Raw genomic sequence first — 20,485 nt, 5'->3', positions numbered from 1 at the left:
GTACGCGCCGCTCGGCGTGCCCGGCGGCGGGACGGGCCGCGCGTACCCGACCCCGCCGCCCGGCCGCGGTGGACGGCGGCGCGGGCCCCGGGGCACGGGCGCCGCCGCGCTCCCCGGGCCGACGGGGCGGCGGTAGCCTCGGGGCATGCCACAGCCGAGGAAACGCGCCCGCCGGTACGACTCCGCGAAGGTCCGTGAGGCGGTGACCGCGCAGTTCGCGCACGTGAAGGACGGCGTCGCACGACTGACCCCGGAGCAGACGGCGCTGCCGACGCGCCTGGGGGAGTGGACGGTACGGGAACTGGCCGCGCACATCGCGATGGTGCTGCGGTCCGTCGTGCGGGGCGTGGCCGCGCCGGAGCCCGCGGCGCGGGACGTGGGGCTGCTCGACTGGCCCGTGGCGACGCGGCGGTTCGCGGCCGCGGTGGACGAGGACACCCGCGAGCTGGCCGAGTGGGCGGACGAGGAGGGCGGGCTGGCGGAGCTGTACGCGCGCACCGAGCGGGAGTTCGCCGAGGCGCTGGCGGCGCCGGACGAGCGGCTGATCGTGACGCGGTTCGGCGGGATGCCGCTGGGCGACTTCCTGGTGACGCGGACGGTGGAACTGACCGTGCACACCGACGACCTGAACGCGGCGACCGGACTGGCGGTGCCGCACGACCGGCAGGCGCTCGCGGCCTGCACGCGCGTGCTGACGGACGCGCTGGCGCTGAAGGCGCCGGGGGGTTCGGTGGAACTGCGGGTGCCGCCGTACGCGGTGGTGCAGTGCGTGGAGGGCCCCCGGCACACGCGCGGGACGCCGCCGAACGTCGTCGAGACCGACCCGCTGACGTGGATCCGCCTGGCGACGGGACGGACGCCCTGGCAGGAGGCGCTGTCGGAGGGCCGCCTCCACGCCGGCGGCGAGCGCGCCGACCTGACGCCGTGGCTCCCCGTGCTGGGCTGACCCCGGGACCCCCGGCCCCGTACCGGCGTGCGGGGGCGGAACCGGTCCGCCGCGCGGCCCGTCAGAGCGGCATGCGGATCAACAAGTGCCTGCTCCCCGTCCTCGCGGCGACCGCCACCGCCCTCGCCGGCTGCTCCGGAGGCTCCGGTCCGAGCTCCGCGGACCGGCCCGACATCCCCCTCGCCGGGACCCACTGGGCCATCGACTCCCTCACCGTCGACGGCGCGAAGAAGGCCGCCCCCACGCCCGCCCTGCACGTCGAGTTCACGCCGGACGGCAGGGCCCAGGGCAACGCCGGGTGCAACGGCTTCAACGGCGAGGCCGCCGTCGACGGCGACGCCGTCACCGTGGGCCCGCTCACCTCGACCGACATGGGCTGCGCCGACCAGGGCTTCGAGAGCACCTTCCGCGAGCTGTTCACCGGCAAGCTCGAAGCCCGCCTCGACGGCGGCGACCGCCTCACCCTCACCACCCCCGGCGGCGACACCATCAACCTGTCCGAACAGGCCGCGGCGCCCCTGAAGGGCACCAGGTGGAACGTCGAGACGCTCCTCGAAGGGCGGACCGCCGCCTCCCTGCCCGCCGGCACCCGGGGCAGGCCGCACCTCACGGTCGGCGCCGACGGCACCGCGCGCGGCAACCTCGGCTGCAACAACTTCACCGCCACCGTGAAGGTCGACGCCGACACCCTGACGTTCGGCTCCCTCGCCGTCACCCGCCGTATGTGCGCCCAGCCCCAGAACGAGCTGGAGCAGAAGCTGTACGGGACGCTGAGCAGCGGTCCGGTGACGTACCGGATCCAGCAGCGCACACTGACGGTCACCGCTCAGGACGGCTCCGGATTCGGAGCCCGCGCCACGACCCGGTGAGGGTGCGAGCTGCGTCACATCGGACATGGCCGAAAAGAGATCCCGCGGACGGGGAAAGGCCCCCTGGTCAGGGGGCCCTTCCCGCCGCGGGCCCCTCGGGGCGGCCCCGTCCCCAATTCGGACCAGTGGTCGATCTCGCCTACACTCGGTGGCGTGCCACGTGGTGACGGTCGACTCAATCACGATCTGCTTCCCGGCGAGAAGGGCCCCCAGGACGCTTGTGGCGTCTTCGGTGTCTGGGCGCCGGGTGAAGAGGTCGCAAAGCTCACGTACTTCGGGCTCTACGCCCTCCAACACCGGGGTCAGGAATCCGCTGGAATAGCGGTCAGCAACGGCTCCCAGATCCTCGTCTTCAAGGACATGGGCCTCGTTTCCCAGGTCTTCGACGAGACTTCCCTCAGCTCCCTCCAGGGTCACATCGCGGTCGGTCACGCCCGCTACTCGACCACCGGCGCGTCCGTCTGGGAGAACGCCCAGCCGACGTTCCGGGCCACGGCCGGCGGCTCCATCGCCCTCGGCCACAACGGCAACCTCGTCAACACGGCGCAGCTCGCCGAGATGGTCGCCGAACTCCCCAAGGAGAACGGCCGGGCCACCCAGGTCGCCGCCACCAACGACACCGACCTCGTCACGGCGCTCCTCGCGGGCCAGACCGACGAGGACGGCAAGCCGCTGACCGTCGAGCAGGCCGCCGCCAAGGTCCTGCCGCAGGTCCGGGGCGCCTTCTCCCTCGTCTTCATGGACGAGGGCACGCTGTACGCCGCCCGCGACCCGCAGGGCATCCGCCCGCTGGTCCTGGGCCGGCTGGAGCGCGGCTGGGTCGCCGCCTCGGAGAGCGCCGCCCTCGACATCGTCGGCGCCAGCTTCGTGCGCGAGATCGAGCCGGGCGAGCTCATCGCCATCGACGAGAACGGCCTGCGAACGTCGCGATTCGCGGAAGCGAAGCCCAAGGGCTGCGTCTTCGAGTACGTGTACCTGGCCCGTCCCGACACGGACATCGCCGGTCGGAACGTCTACCTCTCCCGCGTGGAGATGGGGCGGAAACTGGCCAAGGAAGCCCCTGCCGACGCCGACCTCGTCATAGCGACGCCCGAGTCCGGCACCCCCGCCGCGATCGGCTACGCGGAGGCGAGCGGCATCCCGTTCGGCGCGGGCCTCGTCAAGAACGCGTACGTCGGGCGGACCTTCATCCAGCCGTCCCAGACCATCCGCCAGCTGGGCATCCGCCTCAAGCTGAACCCGCTCAAGGAAGTCATCAAGGGCAAGCGCCTGGTCGTCGTCGACGACTCGATCGTCCGCGGCAACACGCAGCGCGCGCTCGTCCGGATGCTCCGCGAGGCCGGCGCGGCCGAGGTCCACATCCGGATCTCCTCCCCGCCCGTGAAGTGGCCGTGCTTCTTCGGCATCGACTTCGCCACCCGGGCCGAGCTGATCGCCAACGGCATGACGGTCGACGAGATCGGCAAGTCCCTCGGCGCCGATTCGCTCGCGTACATCTCCCTCGACGGCATGATCGAGGCGACCGCGATCGCCAAGCCGAACCTCTGCCGTGCCTGCTTCGACGGCGAGTACCCCATGGAGCTCCCCGACCCCGAGCTGCTCGGCAAGCAGCTGCTGGAGACGGAGCTGGCCGCGGGCCCCGCCGCCACGGCCGCCACCGACGCGCTCCGCCGTCCGTAGGCATCCCCAGACCCCCGCTGTACGACACGAAAGTTCTGTAGCCATGTCTCAGGCCACCAGTGCCACAGGCGGCGCCAGCTACGCCGCCGCGGGCGTCGACATCGAGGCGGGCGACCGCGCCGTCGAGCTGATGAAGGAGTGGGTGAAGAAGACCCAGCGCCCCGAGGTCCTCGGCGGCCTCGGCGGTTTCGCCGGACTCTTCGACGCCTCCGCCCTCAAGCGCTACGAGCGCCCGCTCCTCGCCTCCGCCACCGACGGCGTCGGTACGAAGGTCGACGTCGCCCGCCGCCTGGGCGTGTACGACACGATCGGACACGACCTGGTCGCCATGGTCATGGACGACATCGTGGTGTGCGGCGCCGAGCCGCTGTTCATGACCGACTACATCTGCGTCGGCAAGGTCCACCCCGAGCGGGTCGCCGGCATCGTCAAGGGCATCGCCGAGGGCTGCGTCCTCGCCGGCTGCGCCCTCGTCGGCGGCGAGACCGCCGAGCACCCCGGCCTGCTCGGCCCGGACGACTTCGACGTCGCCGGCGCCGGCACCGGCGTCGTGGAGGCGGACCGCCTGCTGGGCGCCGATCGCATCCGTACGGGCGACGTGGTCGTCGCGATGGCGTCGTCGGGTCTTCACTCCAACGGGTACTCGCTCGTCCGCCACGTGCTGTTCGACCGGGCCGGCATGGAGCTGGAGCAGCAGGTCGACGAGCTCGGCCGGACCCTCGGCGAGGAGCTGCTGGAGCCCACCAGGATCTACTCGCTGGACTGCCTGGCGCTCACCCGGACCACCGACGTGCACGCCTTCAGCCACATCACCGGCGGCGGCCTCGCCGCCAATCTGGCGCGGGTCGTCCCGGACCACCTGCACGCCGTGGTCGACCGGTCGACGTGGGCACCCGGCGCGATCTTCGACCTGGTCGGCAAGGCCGGCCGGGTGGAGCGGCTGGAGCTGGAGAAGACCCTGAACATGGGCGTCGGCATGATGGCCGTCGTCCCCGGCGAGTCGGTGGACGCCGCGCTGGCGACGCTCGCGGACCGGGGCGTCGACGCCTGGGTCGCGGGCGAGATCACCGAGCGCGGGGACCACGCGACCGGCGCCGCCCTCACGGGTGACTACGCGAGCTGAACAGCACAGAACCCGGTCCGGGGCGGGGCCCCGGACCGGGTCGGAAGAGCGCAGGCGTCAAGCGCCGCGACGCTGGGATGACGGACCGGACTCCTCGTCCCCGTCATCGTCGTCGTTGTACAGCTCCGCGTAGCGGGCGTACGGGTCGTCTTCTTCGTCGTCGTCCTCGAACGGCTCTCCGTTCGGAGGCTGACTCGAAGTCGATGCGCCCAGCTCGCTGGCCAGCCGTGCGAGGTCCGTCCCACCGCTGTTGTACTTCAGCTGGCGGGCGACCTTCGTCTGCTTGGCCTTGGCCCGGCCGCGCCCCATGGCTCGACCCCCTCGGTGACGGGGCTCGACGGCCCCAGAGTCTTGACACGCGTTCATGATGTGGAACGGACTCTCCGTGGAGAGACCGGCCCGTGGGCTTCAACGGTACCTGCTTCCGCGGCCATACGGTACGCCGACCGCATGACACGCCTCCCAGGCGAACCCGCGAGGCGCCCCGTCCTCGCTGGTCAGCTGCGATTTTAACCTCTTATCGAGGTCGACCCGCCGACCGGCGTGAGCCATCTCTCTCTGACAGCGAACGCGTCCTCGTACGAACACACCACTGCGGAGAGTGCCCGGAAGGAAGCTGTGCGCACACGGGGCGCCGTCCGCCGGGCGCCCTGTCAAGGGTGCCCGGCGGACACGTGCTCCGTGACCGGAAACAGCCTGTGCGCGCGCGTTACGCGCGGTGGGCGTCGGCCATCCGCTGCTCGGCGATCCGGTCGGCCGCCGCGGCCGGCGGGATGCCGTCCTCCTTCGCACGTGCGAAGATCGCCAGGGTGGTGTCGAAGATCTTCGTCGCCTTCGTCTTGCACCGGTCGAAGTCGAAGCCGTGGAGCTCGTCGGCGACCTGGATCACGCCGCCCGCGTTGACCACGTAGTCGGGCGCGTAGAGGATCCCGCGCTCGGCGAGGTCCTTCTCCACACCCGGGTGCGCGAGCTGGTTGTTGGCCGCGCCGCACACCACCTTCGCGGTCAGGACGGGGACGGTGTCGTCGTCGAGGGCGCCGCCGAGCGCGCACGGAGCGTAGACGTCCAGGCCCTCGGTGCGGATCAGGGCGTCCGTGTCCGCGGCCACTCTCACCTGCGGGAACTTGTCGGTGACACGGCGCACCGACTCCTCCCGCACGTCGGTGATGACGACCTCGGCGCCGTCCTGCACCAGGTGCTCGACCAGGTAGTGGCCGACCTTGCCGACGCCCGCGACGCCGACCGTGCGGCCGCGCAGGGTCGGGTCGCCCCACACGTGCTGGGCGGAGGCGCGCATGCCCTGGAAGACGCCGAACGCGGTGAGGACCGACGAGTCGCCGGCGCCGCCGTTCTCGGGGGAGCGGCCGGTCGTCCAGCGGCACTCGCGGGCGACGACGTCCATGTCCGCCACGTAGGTGCCGACGTCGCAGGCCGTGACGTACCGGCCGCCCAGGGAGGCCACCATCCGGCCGTAGGCCAGCAGCAGTTCCTCGGTCTTGACGAGCTCCGGGTCGCCGATGATCACGGCCTTGCCGCCGCCGTGCTCCAGGCCGGCCAGGGCGTTCTTGTACGACATCCCCCGCGACAGGTTCAGCGCGTCCAGGACGGCCTCCTCCTCGGAGGCGTACGGGTAGAAACGGGTGCCGCCGAGGGCCGGGCCCAGGGCGGTCGAGTGGATGGCGATGACGGCCTTCAGGCCGGTGGCGCGGTCCTGGCACAGCACGACTTGCTCGTGGCCCCCCTGCTCCGAACGGAACAGGGTGTGCAGGACGCCGTCGGTCACATCGGTCACGGTGGTGACTCCCAAGTACGAAGCGGCGATGGCGGGCCCTCCTGGGGGTGGGGAGGGACCTGTTCGGCAAGAGGGTAAGTCCTACCTGGCCGTAGGACCGACGCAGTGCGCAGGATCACCCCCCGGGGGGGTGTGCGCGTGGAAGGATTCCCGCATGCCGGCTGTCTCCTCGGTACTCGTCCCGTACGCCTCCTACCTGCGGGTGTACGAGCCCCTGACCGCCTTCCCGGAGCCCGAACGCGGCCACTGGGCCCGCTACGCGGAGCGCGTCCTGCGGGGCGGGGCGCCCACGGCGCAGGACGAGCTGCGCCGCGCCCTCGCCGGGCTGCTGTCCACGCCGCCCGCGCCCGTGCCGGTGCACGAGAGCGGCGACGCGTTCGTGGCCGAGGCCGACGGCGCGGTGTGCGTCTGCCCGTGGCGCACGCGGCTGCGTGCCTGGCTGGCCCTGGAGGAGCTGCCGGAACTGTTGCCGGAGGCCGTGCTGGACGCGGTGCTGCCGCCGGTGGTGCGGGGGCAGGCGGAGGCGGACCACGAGCGGTGGCGGGAGCGGAACCCGGACGCGCGGCCGTGGATCAGGAGCGCGGTGTGGCAGGTGCCGGTGCGGTGGTTCGTGCTCTTCGCGGACGAGGAGCGCGAGTACGTGCCGGGCGGCGGGGCCGGCGGGGAGGCGCCGCTGCTGCGGTACCGGACGCCGATGGTGGAGGCGCGGCGGCGGGTGGCGCGGTCGCTGCGGACGCTGCGCGAGTCGATCGGCGAGGGGCCGCTGGTCGAGGGCCTGGTCGACGTGGGGCGGTGGCTGGAGGAGTTCCACCCGCGTTCGCTGGTCGAACTGGACTACGGCGGCCTGGTGTACGCCCTGCCGGCGGGGACGCTCGCCGAGGACCGGTCCGTGGCGGACGTCACGGCGGGCATCACCGCTCTCCGGGACGGCGACGGGGAGGTCGCGGGGGTGGCCTACGAGCGGCTCGCGGAGCGGTGGCGCGCGGTACGGGACCGGCAGTTCGCCAACTGAACGGAAAATTCCCCAGTTGGGCCTGTTGCGCCGAAGGCTGTTGCACCTGAGTCTTGTGTGACGTCAGAGGACGAAGAGACCGGAGCGCGAACCGGGCCTTTGTCTCAAGGGTGATGGATCGCACTAACAGTGGCTCTTGCGCCCATCGCCCAACCTCATGCCAAAATAGGACAAGGAGTCCGGGGAGGGCTCCTTCCGTCCGACTATGGGCGGAAGGCTCAGCATTGCACGCTATGGGGGGTCTGGTGGCTCCTGATCGCTCTGTGACTGATCGTCACTGTGACGTGACTGTCCGCTATGGCATGGTCCATCGGCTTCCGCCGTTGATGGACACCTGAGAGGGCAATTCCATCGGTTTGGCCGAAGGTGGCTGGACAGATGGTGTAGTTGTAGTGCCGAGGACAAGCCGTTCGTCCTATAACCGACTCGGCCCGCGTCCGCCATTTCGGGCAACGCGGGTCAAGGTGCAGAATTTAGAGGAAAGAACCGAGAACGTCGGTTCTCCCGAGGAGGCCGCTCATGACCGCTCGCACCCCTGATGCTGAGCCGCTGCTGACCCCCGCTGAGGTTGCCACGATGTTCCGCGTGGACCCGAAGACGGTGACCCGCTGGGCGAAGGCCGGCAAGCTCACGTCCATCCGCACGCTGGGTGGACACCGCCGGTACCGCGAGGCAGAGGTCCGTGCGCTGCTCGCGGGTATCCCGCAGCAGCGTAGCGAGGCCTGAACACCCCTGTGAACCGGGCTTTTCCGGGTCCCCCAACCCGGGCCGCCCACCCCATGCTCCACCGACGGCCACCCGCCCCAACGGGCTGACGTCATCGATCGCGCTGGACTCCGCCGGGTCCGGCGCGATCTTTTTTTGTGCCGCCGCCCGGGCCCCGGGAGCGGTGCAATTGCACGTATTAAATGGGGCAGGTGTAGGGATGGGATAAGTGAAGCGGTTTCTCGAAAGAGTTTCGTGACTCGCGTCACACCGGAACGGCGGTTCCGACGGGCCGTCAGGACCCTGCGGAGCCCCCGGAGTCACCGCGCCCGACCCGCCCGCCGCGCGCTCTCCACCCGGCCGGCGGGGGCACCGGCGGGGGCTGCTCGCCGAGGACGGCGTCCTGGACGAGACGGTGGCGGACGGCGCGGCGCCGGGCGGGGTGGCGGTAGCCGGAGGCGGCCGCCAGGCGGGCGCGCAGGGGCGCGCGGGTCTCGTGCCTGGCCGTGGCTGCCGCCATGCGCGTCACCTCCGGGGAGGGGCGGCGGTGCCCCTCCTGCTTGGGTACTCGCCCCGGCCCGCCCGCGTCAACCCGGCGTCGGGCGCTTCCCGCACCCGGACGGGGGCCGTGGGGCGCGTGGGACACGGGAACACGACTGAGGCCCGCACCGAAGGGTGCGGGCCTCAGTCGACTCACGCGGTCCTGACGGGATTTGAACCCGCGGCCTCCACCTTGACAGGGTGGCGAGCACTCCAAACTGCTCCACAGGACCAGGTTTCGCAGCCGGTCGTTCCTTGGCTGCGAGAGAGACTCTACAGCAGGTCAGACCGTGCGGTCGAACTCACTCCAGGCGACCGCCCCGTCACTGCGCCGCGCCGCCTCACGGCGCGGCCGCGTCGATCGCCTTCACGATCCGCTTGTCCGACACCGGGTACGCCGTCCCCAGCGCGTGCGCGAAGTAGCTGACCCGCAGCTCCTCGATCATCCACCGGATGTCCAGGGCCTCCTGCGGCACCGGCCGCCCCTTCGGGAACTGCTCCAGCAGCCACGCGTACTCGTCCTGCATCTCGTGGACCTTCTCCATGCGCGTGGTGTCCCGCTGCACCGACGTCGGCATCTGCTGGAGGCGGCGGTCCACCGCCACCAGGTACCGCATCAGGTCCGGCAGGCGGCGCAGGCCCGTGGCGGTGACGAAGCCGGGCGGCACCAGCGCCGCCAGCTGCTCCCGGACGTCCTGGACGTTGTTCACCAGCGCCAGGCTGTTCGTGGCCTTCAGGCGCCGCTCACAGGCCTGCCAGGCGGCCAGGATCTGCTGGACCCGGTCCACGGTCCGCACGGTCAGGTCCACCAGGTCGGCGCGGACGTCGTCGTACAGCTTCCGGTACGACTCCTCGTCCCACGCCGGCCCGCCGTGGTCGGCGATCAACCGGTCCGCCGCCGCCGTCGCGCAGTCCTCGAACAGGGCCTGCACGGAGCCGTGCGGGTTGCGGGACAGGGCGAGCTTCTGCTGGTTCGTCAGCTTGTCGGACGCGAACTTCGCCGGGTTCACCGGGATGTTCAGCATGATCAACTTCCGGGTGCCCCGCCACATCGCCCGGGCCTGCTCGGCCTCGGTGTCGAAGAGGCGCACGGCGACCGTCTCGCCCTGGTCGACGAGCGCCGGGTACGCCTTCACGGGCTGGCCGGCCCGGCGGGTCTCGAAGACGCGCGTGAGGGTGCCGATCGTCCAGTCCGTCAGGCCCGTGCGCTCCAGCGACTGGCCCGAGCCCGAGGGGCCCGCCGTGGCGGCCGCCGCGGCCTTCGACAGGGCCTGGCGGGCCTTCGGGCGCAGCCTCAGCTTCAGCGCCTCCAGGTCCTTGTCCTCGGCCAGCTTCCGGCGCCGCTCGTCCACGATCCGGAACGTGATCTTCAGGTGGTCGGGGAGCCTGTCCCAGTCGAAGTCGTCCGGGCTCACCGGGACGCCCACCATGCGCTGGAGCTCCCGGGCCAGGACGGCCGTCAGTGGCTCGGCGCTCGGCGCGACCGTCTGGAGGAACCGCTTCGCGAAGTTCGGCGCCGGTACGTAGTTGCGGCGGACCGGCTTCGGGAGGGAGCGGATCAGCTCCGTCACGACCTCCTCCCGCAGCCCCGGGATCTGCCAGTCGAAGCCCTCGTCGGTGACCTGGTTCAGCACCTGGAGCGGGACGTGGACGGTGACGCCGTCCGCGTCCGCGCCCGGCTCGAACTGGTAGGTCACGCGGAACGTGAGGGGGCCCTGCCGCCACGAGTCCGGGTAGTCGGCCTTGGTGACCGCACCCGCCTTCTCGTTGATGAGCATCTCCCGCTCGAAGTCGAGCAGCTCCGGCTCGTCCCGGCGCTTGTGCTTCCACCACGAGTCGAAGTGCGCCCCCGACACGACGTGCTCCGGGATCCGCTGGTCGTAGAAGTCGAACAGCGTCTCGTCGTCGACGAGGATGCCGCGCCGCCGCGCCCGGTGCTCCAGCTCCTCGACCTCGGTGAGCAGCTTGCGGTTGTCCGAGAAGAACTTGTGGTGCGTGCGCCAGTCGCCCTCCACCAGGGCGTGGCGGATGAACAGCTCGCGCGACGCCTCGGGGTCGATGCGCCCGTAGTTGACCTTGCGCTGGGCGACGATCGGCACGCCGTACAGCGTCACCTTCTCGTACGCCATGACGGCCGCCTGGTCCTTCTCCCAGTGCGGCTCGGAGTACGTGCGCTTCAGCAGATGGCCGGCGAGCGGCTCGATCCACTCGGGCTCGATCCGCGCGTTGACCCGCGCCCAGAGCCGGGACGTCTCGACCAGCTCGGCCGACATCACGAACCGCGGCGGCTTCTTGAACAGCGCCGAGCCGGGGAAGATCGCGAACTTGGCGTTCCGCGCGCCCAGGTACTCGTTCTTCGCCGTGCCCTTCCCGGTCTCGCCGCCGGTGCTCTTCACGTCCTTCATCCCGACGTGGGAGAGCAGGCCCGCGAGGAGCGAGACGTGGACGCGCTGCTCGTCGGCGTCCTCCTCGTTGAGGTGTATCCCCATCTGCTTGGCGACCGTGCGCAGCTGGCTGTAGATGTCCTGCCACTCGCGGATGCGCAGGTAGTTGAGGTACTCCGACTTGCACATCCGGCGGAACGCCGACGAGGACAGGACCTTCTGCTGCTCGCGGACGTACCGCCAGAGGTTGAGGTAGGCCAGGAAGTCGGACGACTCGTCCTTGAACCGGGCGTGCTGCTGGTCGGCCTGGGCCTGCTTCTCGGCGGGCCGCTCGCGCGGGTCCTGGATGGACAGGGCCGCCGCGATGACCATGACCTCGCGGACGCAGCCGTTCTTGTCCGCCTCCAGCACCATGCGCGCCAGGCGCGGGTCGACGGGCAGCTGGGCGAGCTTCCGGCCGAGCGGGGTGAGGCGCTTCTTCGGGTCCTTCTGGGCCGGGTCGAGCGCGCCCAGCTCCTGGAGGAGCTGCACGCCGTCGCGGATGTTGCGGTGGTCCGGCGGGTCGATGAAGGGGAACTTCTCGATGTCGCCGAGGCCGGCCGCGGTCATCTGGAGGATGACGGACGCCAGGTTCGTCCGGAGGATCTCCGCGTCCGTGAACTCCGGGCGGGCCAGGAAGTCGTCCTCGGAGTACAGGCGGACGCAGATGCCGTCGCTGGTACGGCCGCAGCGGCCCTTCCGCTGGTTGGCGCTGGCCTGGCTGACGGGCTCGATCGGCAGCCGCTGCACCTTGGTGCGGTGGCTGTACCGGGAGATCCGCGCGGTGCCGGGGTCGATGACGTACTTGATGCCGGGGACCGTCAGGGACGTCTCCGCCACGTTCGTGGCGAGGACGACGCGGCGGCCGGCGTGCGCCTGGAACACGCGGTGCTGCTCGGCGTGCGACAGGCGCGCGTACAGCGGCAGGACCTCGGTGTTCCGCAGCTTCTTCTTCAGCAGCGCGTCGGCCGTGTCGCGGATCTCCCGCTCGCCGGAGAGGAAGACCAGGATGTCGCCGGGGCCCTCCGCCTGGAGCTCGTCGACGGCGTCGCAGATCGCGGTGACCTGGTCGCGGTCGGGCTCCTCGGAGTCCTCCTCCAGGAGCGGGCGGTAGCGCACCTCCACCGGGTACGTACGGCCGCTGACCTCGACGATCGGCGCGTCCCCGAAGTGCCGGGAGAACCGCTCCGGGTCGATGGTCGCGGAGGTGATCACGACCTTGAGGTCGGGGCGCTTGGGCAGCAGCTGGGCCAGGTAGCCGAGCAGGAAGTCGATGTTGAGGCTGCGCTCGTGGGCCTCGTCGATGATGATCGTGTCGTAGGCGCGCAGCTCGCGGTCGGTCTGGATCTCCGCGAGCAGGATGCCGTCCGTCATCAGCTTCACGAACGTGTCGGAGCCGACCTGGTCGGTGAACCGCACCTTCCAGCCGACCGCCTCGCCGAGCGGCGTCCGCAGCTCCTCCGCGACGCGCTCCGCGACCGTGCGGGCAGCGATCCGCCGGGGCTGCGTGTGGCCGATCATGCCGCGCACGCCCCGGCCGAGCTCCAGGCAGATCTTGGGGATCTGCGTCGTCTTCCCGGAGCCCGTCTCACCGGCGACGATCACGACCTGGTGGTCGCGTATCGCCTCCAGGATCGCGTCCTTCTTCTGGCTGACGGGCAGCTGCTCGGGGTACGTGACCTCGGGCACGCGGGCCGCCCGCTCGGCGGTACGGGACGCGGCCTTCGCCGCCTCGGCGGCGATCTCGTCCAGTACGGCCTGCCTGGCCTCGGGCTTGCGGATGCGGCGGACGCCTTCGAGACGGCGGCCGAGTCGTTGGGCGTCGCGCAGCGAGACCTCGGCCAGCAGGGTCTGGAGGTCGGCGAAGGAAGTAGACATACCGTGTCCCAGGATCTCACCCGCGGCTCGGGAGTGGCGAACCCATTTCCCCGTACCATTTCGAGCGAGCCGAACACCAGGCCACCGACCAGGAAGGCGCCCGCCCGATGTCCCGTACCGATGCCAGGCGGCGCGGCGCGGCGGCACGGGCCGTGTGGACGCTGGTCCTGGTGGGACTGCTGGCCTGCGCGGGGCCGGGAGCGGCGGGGGAGCGGCCCTCCGGGGACCGCACGCGGGCGGCGGAGGCCGCCGTGGACCGCGCCGCCCCGACGGCCCGCACGCACGCCGGGGCCCTTGCGCACGCCGGGCCCCGCACGCGGGTCGCGGACCGCGCCGCCGCCGTGGACGTCCCGGTGGTCGCGCCACCCGGGGACGGGCGGACGCCCGGCTGCCGGGACGACTCCGGGTCCGACGGCGGCCTGGCCCCCGCCGCCCCGCCGCGCGGCCTGTCCTCGGGCGAGCTGCTCCCCGCGCCGCACGACGCGCGCGGCGCCGCGGCCGGCGCCGGGTGGGGGGCGTGGGAACCGGCCGCGACCGGCCCGGGGCGGGCCCCGCCCGCGCTCGTGCCCCCGTCTCCGATGGACCTGTCGATCCTGCGGGTGTAGCGGGCGGCGGCCTCCCCTCACGCCGTCCTCCCACCCACGCCACACCGCAGGAGCACACCCATGCCCGTGAAGTCACCGTCCAGGAAGCCGTACGCCCTCGGAGCGGGGGTCGCGGCCGCCGCCGGACTGCTCGCGTTCGCCTCGTACACGGCCACCAAGCCCGCCGACCCGGAGGCGCCCGCGTCCTCCGCCGCCGCGTCGGCCCCCGCGTCCGCCGCGGAGGAGGGCGTCCACCCCGAGCTGGAGAAGCTGGCGCGCCGCGACGCCGGGGACGCCCTCGCGGCGGGCCGCGCCGACGCGCCGGTCGTGCTGATCGAGTACGCCGACTTCAAATGCGGGTACTGCGGGAAGTTCGCCCGCGACACCGAGCCCGCGCTGATGGAGAAGTACGTCGAGAAGGGCGTCCTGCGCATCGAGTGGCGGAACTTCCCGATCTTCGGCGAGGAGTCGGAGGGCGCCGCTCGCGCCGCGTGGGCGGCGGGGCGGCAGGGCCGGTTCTGGGAGTTCCACCGCGCGGCGTACGCCGAGGGGGCGAAGGAGAAGGGCTACGGCGCGGACCGGCTGGCGGCCCTCGCCCGGGAGGCCGGCGTGCCGGACCTCGCCCGGTTCACCCGCGACCTGGACGGCGCCGAGGCCCGGCAGGCGGTGAAGCGGGACCAGGAGGAGGCGTACGGGCTGGGCGCGACGTCCACGCCGTCCTTCCTCGTCAACGGGCGGCCCATCGCGGGCGCGCAGCCGCTGGAGACGTTCACGGCCGCGATCGACGCGGCGGCGGCGAAGGCCGGCCGGTGACGGACGTCGGGTACCTGGCCGCCTTCCTGGGCGGCCTGCTGGCGCTGGTCAGCCCGTGCAGCGCGCTGCTGCTGCCGGCCTTCTTCGCGTACTCGATCGACTCGACGGCCCGGCTGCTCGCCCGTACCGGCGTCTTCTACGCCGGCCTGGCGACGACGCTCGTGCCGCTGGGCGCGGCCGGGTCGCTGGCGGGGCGGTTCTTCCACGGCAACCGGGACCTGCTGGTCACCGCCGGCGGCTGGCTGATCATCGCGCTGGGCGCGGCGCAGGTGCTGGGGCTGGGCTTCGCGCCGCGCCGCATCGCGGAGGCGAGCGGCCGGATCCGCCCGACGACGGCGGTGTCGGTGTACGCGCTGGGCCTCGTGTACGGGCTGGCGGGGTTCTGCGCCGGGCCGATCCTGGGCGGTGTCCTGACGGTGGCGGCGCTGGGCGGCAGCCCCGTGTACGGCGGGCTGCTGCTGGCGGTGTACGCGCTGGGCATGGCGGTGCCGCTGTTCGCGCTGGCGCTGCTGTGGGAGCGGTACGACCTGGGGCGCCGCGTCTGGCTGCGCGGCCGGGTGGTGCGGCTGGGCCGGCTGGAGCTGCACACCACGTCGCTGCTGTCGGGCGCCTTCTTCGTGCTGCTGGGCACCCTGTTCCTGGTCTTCGACGGCACGACGGCCCTGTCGGGCCCGCTGTCCGTGGACGCCTCGTTCGAGGTGGAGCGGTGGGCGGCGCGGGTGGGCGGCGCGGTGCCGGACCGGGTGCTGCTGCCGGCCGTGGTCGCGGTCGTCGCGGTGGTCCTGGGCGTGCGCGGCCGGCGGCGCCGCGAGCGGGCCTGACGCCTCAGGCGCCGCCGCCGAGGACATCGCCGAAGATCTCCGTGACGCGGTGCTTCACCTTGTGCCAGCGGCCGCAGTACTGCCGCGGGAACCACCGGCGGTCCTGCACCACCGGCCTGTTGCACCACTTGCAGGGCACGGTCCGCCCCCGGTTCGCGAAATCCCCCATGGCGCCGACTCTAGCGGCCGCCGCCCGCGGTCGCGGAGGACGGCCCGACCGGCGCCCGGTCGGGCCGTCCTCCCCCGGGGGGACCGCGGTGGGGCGCGGGCCGCCGCCTCAGATCCGGTCCGTGGGGTGGGCGCCGCCGCCCGTCCCCGGGCTGGAGCCGCGGTGGTTCCCGGTGCCGTGCGTCTTGGAGCGGCGGGGGATCAGGCCGAGCAGACCCAGCAGCCCGGCGAGGCCCCACAGGCCCCAGCCGCCGTTGTCGTCGTCCTTGTCGCGGTCGACCTCGGCCGTCACCAGCACCGGGGCGGCCCGCACGGCGGACGTGTGCGCCGCCGCCGGTGCCTGTGCCGCCGCGGTGGCCGCGGCGGGGCCCGTGAGCAGTGCGGCGGCCAGCAGGGCGCCGGTGGCCGTGCGCCGCGCGGCCCCTCCTCGGCCGGTCACCGGTTCGGCCCGTGCTTGGGGCCGCGGCCGCGTTCGGTCCCGCGACCGCGTTCGGACCGGCCGTCGTCGTACTCGATCTTCTCCTTGCGCACCTGCTCGGTGACGTCCTGCTGCTCGGTGACCTTCTCGGTCTCCAGGCGGACGCGTTCGACGGGGACGGACTTCTTGCTCACCGTCGGGCGCTCCGCGTGCAGGGTCACCTCCTGCTCGGTGTCCTCGATGCGGCTCTCGCGCTCACCGGGCCGGACGGGCTCGCGCACCACGCGGACCTCCTCGTGGGACACCGGCACGCTGGTGGTCACTTCCTCCGTGACGACGTACTTGCGCAGGCGGGCGCGCCCCGACTCGTACTCCTCCATGCCGACCTGCACCTGCTCCTCGGAGCGGGTCATCCCCTCGTCGCCCCTGCCGGAGCGCATCGCGGCGGCCGGCTGGCGGCCCTCGTGGGCGTGGCGTCCGGTGGTGCCCTCCGTGGCCCTGCCGCCCGTGGCCATGCCACCGGCGGCCATGCCACCGGCGGCCATGCCCGTGGTGCCCGCGGTTCCGGTGGTCCCCGTGGTGCCGGTGGTGCCGCCGCCCGGGGCGAGCCGGTAGTGCCGGTAGAGGCGCTGCTCCTCGGTGGAGTCGAGGTGCTCGTCGGCGTCGAGCCGCGGGGCGTCCTTGACCATGTCCTTGGTGTACGGCACGTGGAGCTGCCCGTCCTGCCGGCGGGCGCCGGCCAGGGGGACGAAGGTCTCCTTGGTGCCGAACAGGCCGGTCTTGACGGTGACCCACTCCGGGGTGCCGAGCCGGTCGTCCACGTAGACCTGGCCGATCGTGCCGATCTTCTCGCCGCTCGAGTCGTAGGCCGTCGCGCCCTGCAGTCCTTCCACGGGGAACGCCTTCTCGTTCTGGGCCATGCTGGATCCTTCCTGGCTGCGGGCCCGTCCTCCGGAAGACAGCGAGTGTGGGCCGGGCCCTGGGTCCATTGCCCGTGACCCCGGGGCGCCCTGCAACTCGGACTACGCCGGGTGCACCGGCCGCGTGCGGCCGGTGCCCGCCTTCCGGTCGGGCGGCGCCTCCGCGCCCCTGGGCGAACGGGTGACCCCGGGTGTGGCGCGGGCTGCGGGTGCGGGGGGAGGGGGCGGGCGGCCTCCTCCCGGCCCGTGCGGGGGCCGCCCGGTTACCCGGCGGGCGTCCCGGCCAGGCGCAGGGTCCAGCGGCGCGAGGCGTCCGTGTCGCAGGAGAACTGGACGAGACCGACGTTGTTGTCGGTGGAGCGGCCGCCGGCGACGGTCGCGCACTTGCCCGTCTGGACGTTGACGAGCTGGTAGGAGTTGCCGTTCCAGTCGGTGACCCGCCAGCGGCGCGAGGGGTCCGTGTCGCAGGTGAACTGGACGAGGGGCACGTTGTTCTCGGTGGAGCGGCCGCCCGCGACGGTCGCGCACTTCCGCGTCTGGGCGTTGACGAGCTGGTAGGAGCGGCCGTCCCAGTTGACGACCCGCCAGCGGCGCGAGCGGTCCGTGTCGCAGGAGAACTGGAGCAGTTCGACGTTGTTGTCGGTGGACCGGCCGCCCGCGAGGGTCGCGCACTTCCCGGTCTGCAGGTTGCGGATCTGGAAGGAGCCCCCCGATATCAGCGGCGCGGCGGGGTCCACCGCCGCCCGGGCGACCGCGGGGGAGGGCAGGAGCATGACACCTCCGGCCAGGAAGGCGGTCGATGCGGTCAGGAGGCGGCGTGACCGGTTCTTCGTGCGCATGGGAGTGCTCCCTCTCTGGGGCGTGCGGGGGAAGCCGGAAGCACCTGTCGGGCAGGGAGGGCCCGGGACGGGTCACGGGTCACAGCGGGGGGAGGGCTCCTGCGGGCAGGGCCGGCGCGACAGCCGTGCCGTGGCCCCGGTGGCGGGCAGGGCCGCCGGTGGAGGCCGGCCGCCGCGGTGGTCGCCCGCGGTGCGGGCCGGTCGTGGGGCGCGGCTCCGCCGGCGGGGCTTCGGCCCCGGTACGGCTGCACCTCCCACTATCGGCGCCCCCGAAAGGGCCTGCAACCGGGGTGCCGGGCGGGACGGCCGACACGAAAGAACCCCCTCCGGAGACCCGGAGGGGGTTCACGCCCCGAGGGGCGGCGGTGGCTGGGGCCGGGGTCGAACCGGCGACCTTCCGCTTTTCAGGCGGACGCTCGTACCAACTGAGCTACCCAGCCACGCAGCTCTTTCGAGCTGCAGCGGTCCTGACGGGATTTGAACCCGCGGCCTCCACCTTGACAGGGTGGCGAGCACTCCAAACTGCTCCACAGGACCAAGCTTCGCGCGAGCACCAGTCTCGCACAAGGTAAAGCGTGCCCCCAACGGGATTCGAACCCGTGCTACCGCCTTGAAAGGGCGGCGTCCTGGGCCACTAGACGATGAGGGCTAAAGGCCCGCCTGGGCGCTTCCTCAGCGCGTCGGGGACGTGAGAAGCATATGGGATGGGGGGACCGTTCGCCAAAACGGTTTACGGGCGGGGTGCCGGGGCGGGGGACCGGCCGGGTGGCGAGGCTGCCGGAGGGGCCGGCCGGCCGGTCGGCCGCGAGGTCCCCGGCGGGGTGCCGGGCGCGGTGCCGGACGGGGCCGCCGACGGCGCTCCCGACGGCGTCCCCGACGAGGTTCCGGAAGGGGCGCCGGACGGGGTGCCCGACGGGGGCGGGGGCGTGCCCGGCAGCACCTCGTCCGGGACGTGCCGCGCCACCTCCGCCGTGGTCAGGCCGAGCCCGCCCAGGGTGATCTCGTCCCACGCCTGGAGCCGCCGCGTGTCCCGGTCCAGGTACAGCACCGACGCGTGGACCCTCTCCGGCTCCTCCTTCTCGACCGCCCGCAGCCCACCGCCCCCCGTCGAGCCCTCGATCTTCAGACGGGTGCCGTTCGGCAGCACCTCGTCGACGCGCCGGTGGACGTGCCCGGACAGGACCAGCGGCACCGCGCCGTCCGTCTGGTGGGCCGCCACCGGGTTGTGGACGACCGCGACGTCCACGGGGGTGCCCGCCCGCGTCTGCGCGCGCAGGGCGTCCGCCAGTTGCCGGCCCGCCACCCGCTCGGCGTCGTCCCCGGCCGCCACGACCGTCCGGTCCGGCGTGAACTGCGGGTCGCCGATGCCCGCCACCCGCACCCCGGCGACGGTGACGGCCCGCCCCCCGTCCAGGACGTGCACGTTCCGCAGGCCCTCCAGGTACTCCTGCGTGGCCGCCGAGTCGTGGTTGCCGCGCACCCACACGTACGGCGCGCCGAGGCTGCTGATCGGGTTCAGGAAGACGTTCTCGGCCGCGCTCCCGTGGTCCATGGTGTCGCCCGAGTCGATGATCAGGTCGATGTCGTACTGCTCCACGAGCGAGCCGACGATGTGCCACGACGCCGGGTTGAGGTGGATGTCGGAGACGTGCAGGACGCGGATCGTCGTCGGGTCGGGCTGGTACGTGGGGAGGGTCGACGTCGCGTCGTACAGCTTCGTCACGTTGGTGACGAGCCGGGCCAGTTCCCGCTGGTACACGTCGAACTCGGTGACGATCGACCGCGCGCTGCCGACGACCGACGGGGCGCTGCTGAGGAGCCCCGAGAAGCGGGGCTCCAGGACCGACTTGGGGTTCCACGTCGCGTACGCCGACGCGCCCGACACCGCGAGCAGCGCCAGCGCCAGCCCCCCGGCCGCCAGGGCGCGGCGCGGCCGGCGGTAGACGACGAGGCCGAGCGCGGTGGCGCCGGAGACGACGGCGACGCAGGAGCGGACGGCCAGTTCGCGGGTGCCGTCCAGGACGTCCGCGGCGATCTCCTCCTGGAGGCCGGAGATCCGCTCGGGGTGCTCGACGAGCGCCTGGGAGCGGACCGGGTCCAGCCGGTCGACGTCCACGTCGAGGCGGATGGGCGCCGTGTGGGAGTCCAGCGTGAGGGCGCCGAGCGGCGAGACGTTGATCTCCGTGCCGCCGGTGAGGGACGGGCGGAGCGCCATGCTCGTGTCCATCGGCCCGACCGGCGTGCGCATGCCGCCGACGACCAGCAGGCCCAGCCACGCCCCGGTGACGGCCACCGCGAACAGGCCCAGGGCGCGGGCCAGGGGGTGCGGGGCGGGGCCGAGTGCCGCGGGGCCGGTGCGGTCGCGGCCGCCGGGGCGGGCCGGTGCGCGGCTCCCCGCCCGGCTCCCCACGCGGCGCAGGGCTCGGGCGATACGGACGTACGAGGTACGGACGACTGCTCGGGCCATTGGGGCCGTATGCCCCCGGGGGTGTGCGGCTATGCCCGCGCGCACCCGGGGGCGCCCCTCATCCACGACAATGGCGGAGTGTTGGAGATGACGCGCGAGGAGTTCGAGGAACTGGTCGCCGAGGCGCTCGACCGGATCCCCCCGGAGCTCACCCGGCTGATGGACAACGTCGCCGTGTTCGTGGAGGACGAGCCGCCCGCGGACGACCCCGACCTGCTCGGGCTGTACGAGGGGACCCCGCTCACCGACCGCGGCGAGTGGTACGCGGGCGTGCTGCCCGACCGGATCACCGTCTACCGGGGCCCGACGCTGCGGATGTGCGAGTCCCGCGAGGACGTGGTCGCCGAGACGGAGATCACCGTCGTGCACGAGATCGCCCACCACTTCGGCATCGACGACGCGCGGCTGCACGAACTGGGATACGGCTGACCGGTGTGCCGCCCGGGCGTGTCCCCCGCGGGGCGAGGGGAGTTGGGCAGGGCGATCC

General features: G+C 72.9%; 19 protein-coding genes and 4 tRNA genes. 10 read left to right on the top strand and 13 right to left on the bottom strand.

All coding sequences use genetic code 11. The features are described 5' to 3' along the window. Positions 1-145 precede the first annotated feature (145 nt). The 4 genes from IE106_RS15410 (at position 146) to purM (ending at position 4,618) form a co-directional block, all read left to right on the top strand. On the top strand, positions 146-946 hold the full coding sequence (locus IE106_RS15410; protein ID WP_189534244.1) for a maleylpyruvate isomerase family mycothiol-dependent enzyme: 801 nt from the start codon (positions 146-148) through the stop codon (positions 944-946). Positions 947-1,017: 71 nt separating this feature from the next. After that, the gene (locus tag IE106_RS15405) at positions 1,018-1,815 is read left to right on the top strand and encodes an META domain-containing protein (protein WP_189534242.1); all 798 of its coding nucleotides are present in this window, start codon (positions 1,018-1,020) and stop codon (positions 1,813-1,815) included. A 153-nt stretch (positions 1,816-1,968) separates the two neighbouring features. Beyond that, on the top strand, positions 1,969-3,495 hold the full coding sequence (purF, locus tag IE106_RS15400) for an amidophosphoribosyltransferase (RefSeq protein WP_189534240.1): 1,527 nt from the start codon (positions 1,969-1,971) through the stop codon (positions 3,493-3,495). Between the two features lie 43 nt (positions 3,496-3,538). Beyond that, entirely contained in the window at positions 3,539-4,618 is a 1,080-nt protein-coding gene (gene purM / locus IE106_RS15395; RefSeq protein WP_189534238.1) for a phosphoribosylformylglycinamidine cyclo-ligase, read from the top strand. Between the two features lie 57 nt (positions 4,619-4,675). Here the strand turns inward: purM and IE106_RS15390 are convergent, their stop codons facing one another. Further along, on the bottom strand, positions 4,676-4,927 hold the full coding sequence (locus IE106_RS15390) for a DUF3073 domain-containing protein (protein ID WP_189534236.1): 252 nt from the start codon (positions 4,925-4,927) through the stop codon (positions 4,676-4,678). Between the two features lie 400 nt (positions 4,928-5,327). Then, a complete protein-coding gene (locus tag IE106_RS15385; RefSeq protein ID WP_189534234.1) occupies positions 5,328-6,410 on the bottom strand; it encodes a Leu/Phe/Val dehydrogenase in 1,083 nt (360 codons plus the stop codon). Between the two features lie 154 nt (positions 6,411-6,564). On the opposite strand from IE106_RS15385, the gene IE106_RS15380 reads away from it, so the two are divergent. Both IE106_RS15380 and bldC read left to right on the top strand, forming a co-directional pair. Continuing rightward, positions 6,565-7,422 (top strand): DUF8083 family protein, encoded by an 858-nt coding sequence (locus IE106_RS15380; RefSeq protein WP_189534232.1) that lies wholly within the window; start codon positions 6,565-6,567, stop codon positions 7,420-7,422. A gap of 519 nt (positions 7,423-7,941) precedes the next feature. Further along, the gene (gene bldC / locus IE106_RS15375) at positions 7,942-8,148 is read left to right on the top strand and encodes a developmental transcriptional regulator BldC (RefSeq protein WP_003949541.1); all 207 of its coding nucleotides are present in this window, start codon (positions 7,942-7,944) and stop codon (positions 8,146-8,148) included. A gap of 274 nt (positions 8,149-8,422) precedes the next feature. Here the strand turns inward: bldC and IE106_RS15370 are convergent, their stop codons facing one another. The 3 genes from IE106_RS15370 to hrpA all read right to left on the bottom strand — a co-directional run bounded on the left by IE106_RS15370 (position 8,423) and on the right by hrpA (position 12,968). After that, entirely contained in the window at positions 8,423-8,647 is a 225-nt protein-coding gene (locus IE106_RS15370; protein WP_189534229.1) for a DUF6274 family protein, read from the bottom strand. Positions 8,648-8,825: 178 nt separating this feature from the next. Further along, positions 8,826-8,900 (bottom strand) — tRNA-Asp (locus IE106_RS15365). Between the two features lie 108 nt (positions 8,901-9,008). After that, positions 9,009-12,968, bottom strand: a complete 3,960-nt coding sequence (gene hrpA, locus IE106_RS15360; RefSeq protein WP_189534227.1) for an ATP-dependent RNA helicase HrpA — start codon at positions 12,966-12,968, stop codon at positions 9,009-9,011. Between the two features lie 107 nt (positions 12,969-13,075). On the opposite strand from hrpA, the gene IE106_RS15355 reads away from it, so the two are divergent. Genes IE106_RS15355 through IE106_RS15345 form a run of 3 tightly spaced genes read left to right on the top strand, consistent with a single transcriptional unit; the run spans position 13,076 to position 15,186 of the window. After that, complete coding sequence (locus IE106_RS15355; RefSeq protein WP_189534225.1) at positions 13,076-13,573, top strand: hypothetical protein; 498 nt, start codon at positions 13,076-13,078, stop codon at positions 13,571-13,573. Between the two features lie 60 nt (positions 13,574-13,633). Then, a complete protein-coding gene (locus IE106_RS15350) occupies positions 13,634-14,365 on the top strand; it encodes a DsbA family protein (protein WP_189534223.1) in 732 nt (243 codons plus the stop codon). Continuing rightward, positions 14,362-15,186: a cytochrome c biogenesis CcdA family protein gene (locus tag IE106_RS15345; RefSeq protein ID WP_189534221.1), complete on the top strand. Its 825-nt coding sequence runs from the start codon at positions 14,362-14,364 to the stop codon at positions 15,184-15,186. The genes IE106_RS15350 and IE106_RS15345 overlap by 4 nt, the downstream gene beginning before the upstream one ends. A gap of 4 nt (positions 15,187-15,190) precedes the next feature. Here IE106_RS15345 and IE106_RS15340 read toward each other — a convergent pair whose 3' ends face one another. From IE106_RS15340 to IE106_RS15305, 8 genes are all read right to left on the bottom strand, one after another. Further along, positions 15,191-15,355 (bottom strand): hypothetical protein, encoded by a 165-nt coding sequence (locus tag IE106_RS15340; protein WP_189534219.1) that lies wholly within the window; start codon positions 15,353-15,355, stop codon positions 15,191-15,193. Between the two features lie 108 nt (positions 15,356-15,463). Next, entirely contained in the window at positions 15,464-15,793 is a 330-nt protein-coding gene (locus IE106_RS15335) for a WGxxGxxG family protein (RefSeq protein ID WP_229840479.1), read from the bottom strand. Next, on the bottom strand, positions 15,790-16,692 hold the full coding sequence (locus tag IE106_RS15330; protein WP_189534217.1) for a PRC and DUF2382 domain-containing protein: 903 nt from the start codon (positions 16,690-16,692) through the stop codon (positions 15,790-15,792). Before IE106_RS15330 ends, IE106_RS15335 begins: the two co-directional genes overlap by 4 nt. A 263-nt stretch (positions 16,693-16,955) precedes the next feature. Then, positions 16,956-17,531, bottom strand: coding sequence for an RICIN domain-containing protein (locus IE106_RS15325; RefSeq protein ID WP_189534215.1), 576 nt, complete (start codon positions 17,529-17,531; stop codon positions 16,956-16,958). Between the two features lie 366 nt (positions 17,532-17,897). After that, positions 17,898-17,971 (bottom strand) — tRNA-Phe (locus tag IE106_RS15320). Between the two features lie 22 nt (positions 17,972-17,993). After that, positions 17,994-18,068: transfer RNA gene (locus tag IE106_RS15315), tRNA-Asp, on the bottom strand. 39 nt (positions 18,069-18,107) lie between these two features. Then, positions 18,108-18,180, bottom strand: a tRNA-Glu gene (locus IE106_RS15310). Between the two features lie 81 nt (positions 18,181-18,261). Then, entirely contained in the window at positions 18,262-19,998 is a 1,737-nt protein-coding gene (locus IE106_RS15305) for a metallophosphoesterase family protein (RefSeq protein WP_189534213.1), read from the bottom strand. A gap of 78 nt (positions 19,999-20,076) precedes the next feature. On the opposite strand from IE106_RS15305, the gene IE106_RS15300 reads away from it, so the two are divergent. Further along, positions 20,077-20,427, top strand: coding sequence for a metallopeptidase family protein (locus tag IE106_RS15300; RefSeq protein ID WP_189534212.1), 351 nt, complete (start codon positions 20,077-20,079; stop codon positions 20,425-20,427). Positions 20,428-20,485: the final 58 nt, after the last annotated feature.

Origin of the sequence: Streptomyces roseolilacinus, from assembly GCF_014649335.1 — a bacterium.
Lineage (GTDB): Bacteria > Actinomycetota > Actinomycetes > Streptomycetales > Streptomycetaceae > Streptomyces > Streptomyces roseolilacinus.
This window is presented reverse-complemented; position numbering and strand designations above follow the sequence as displayed.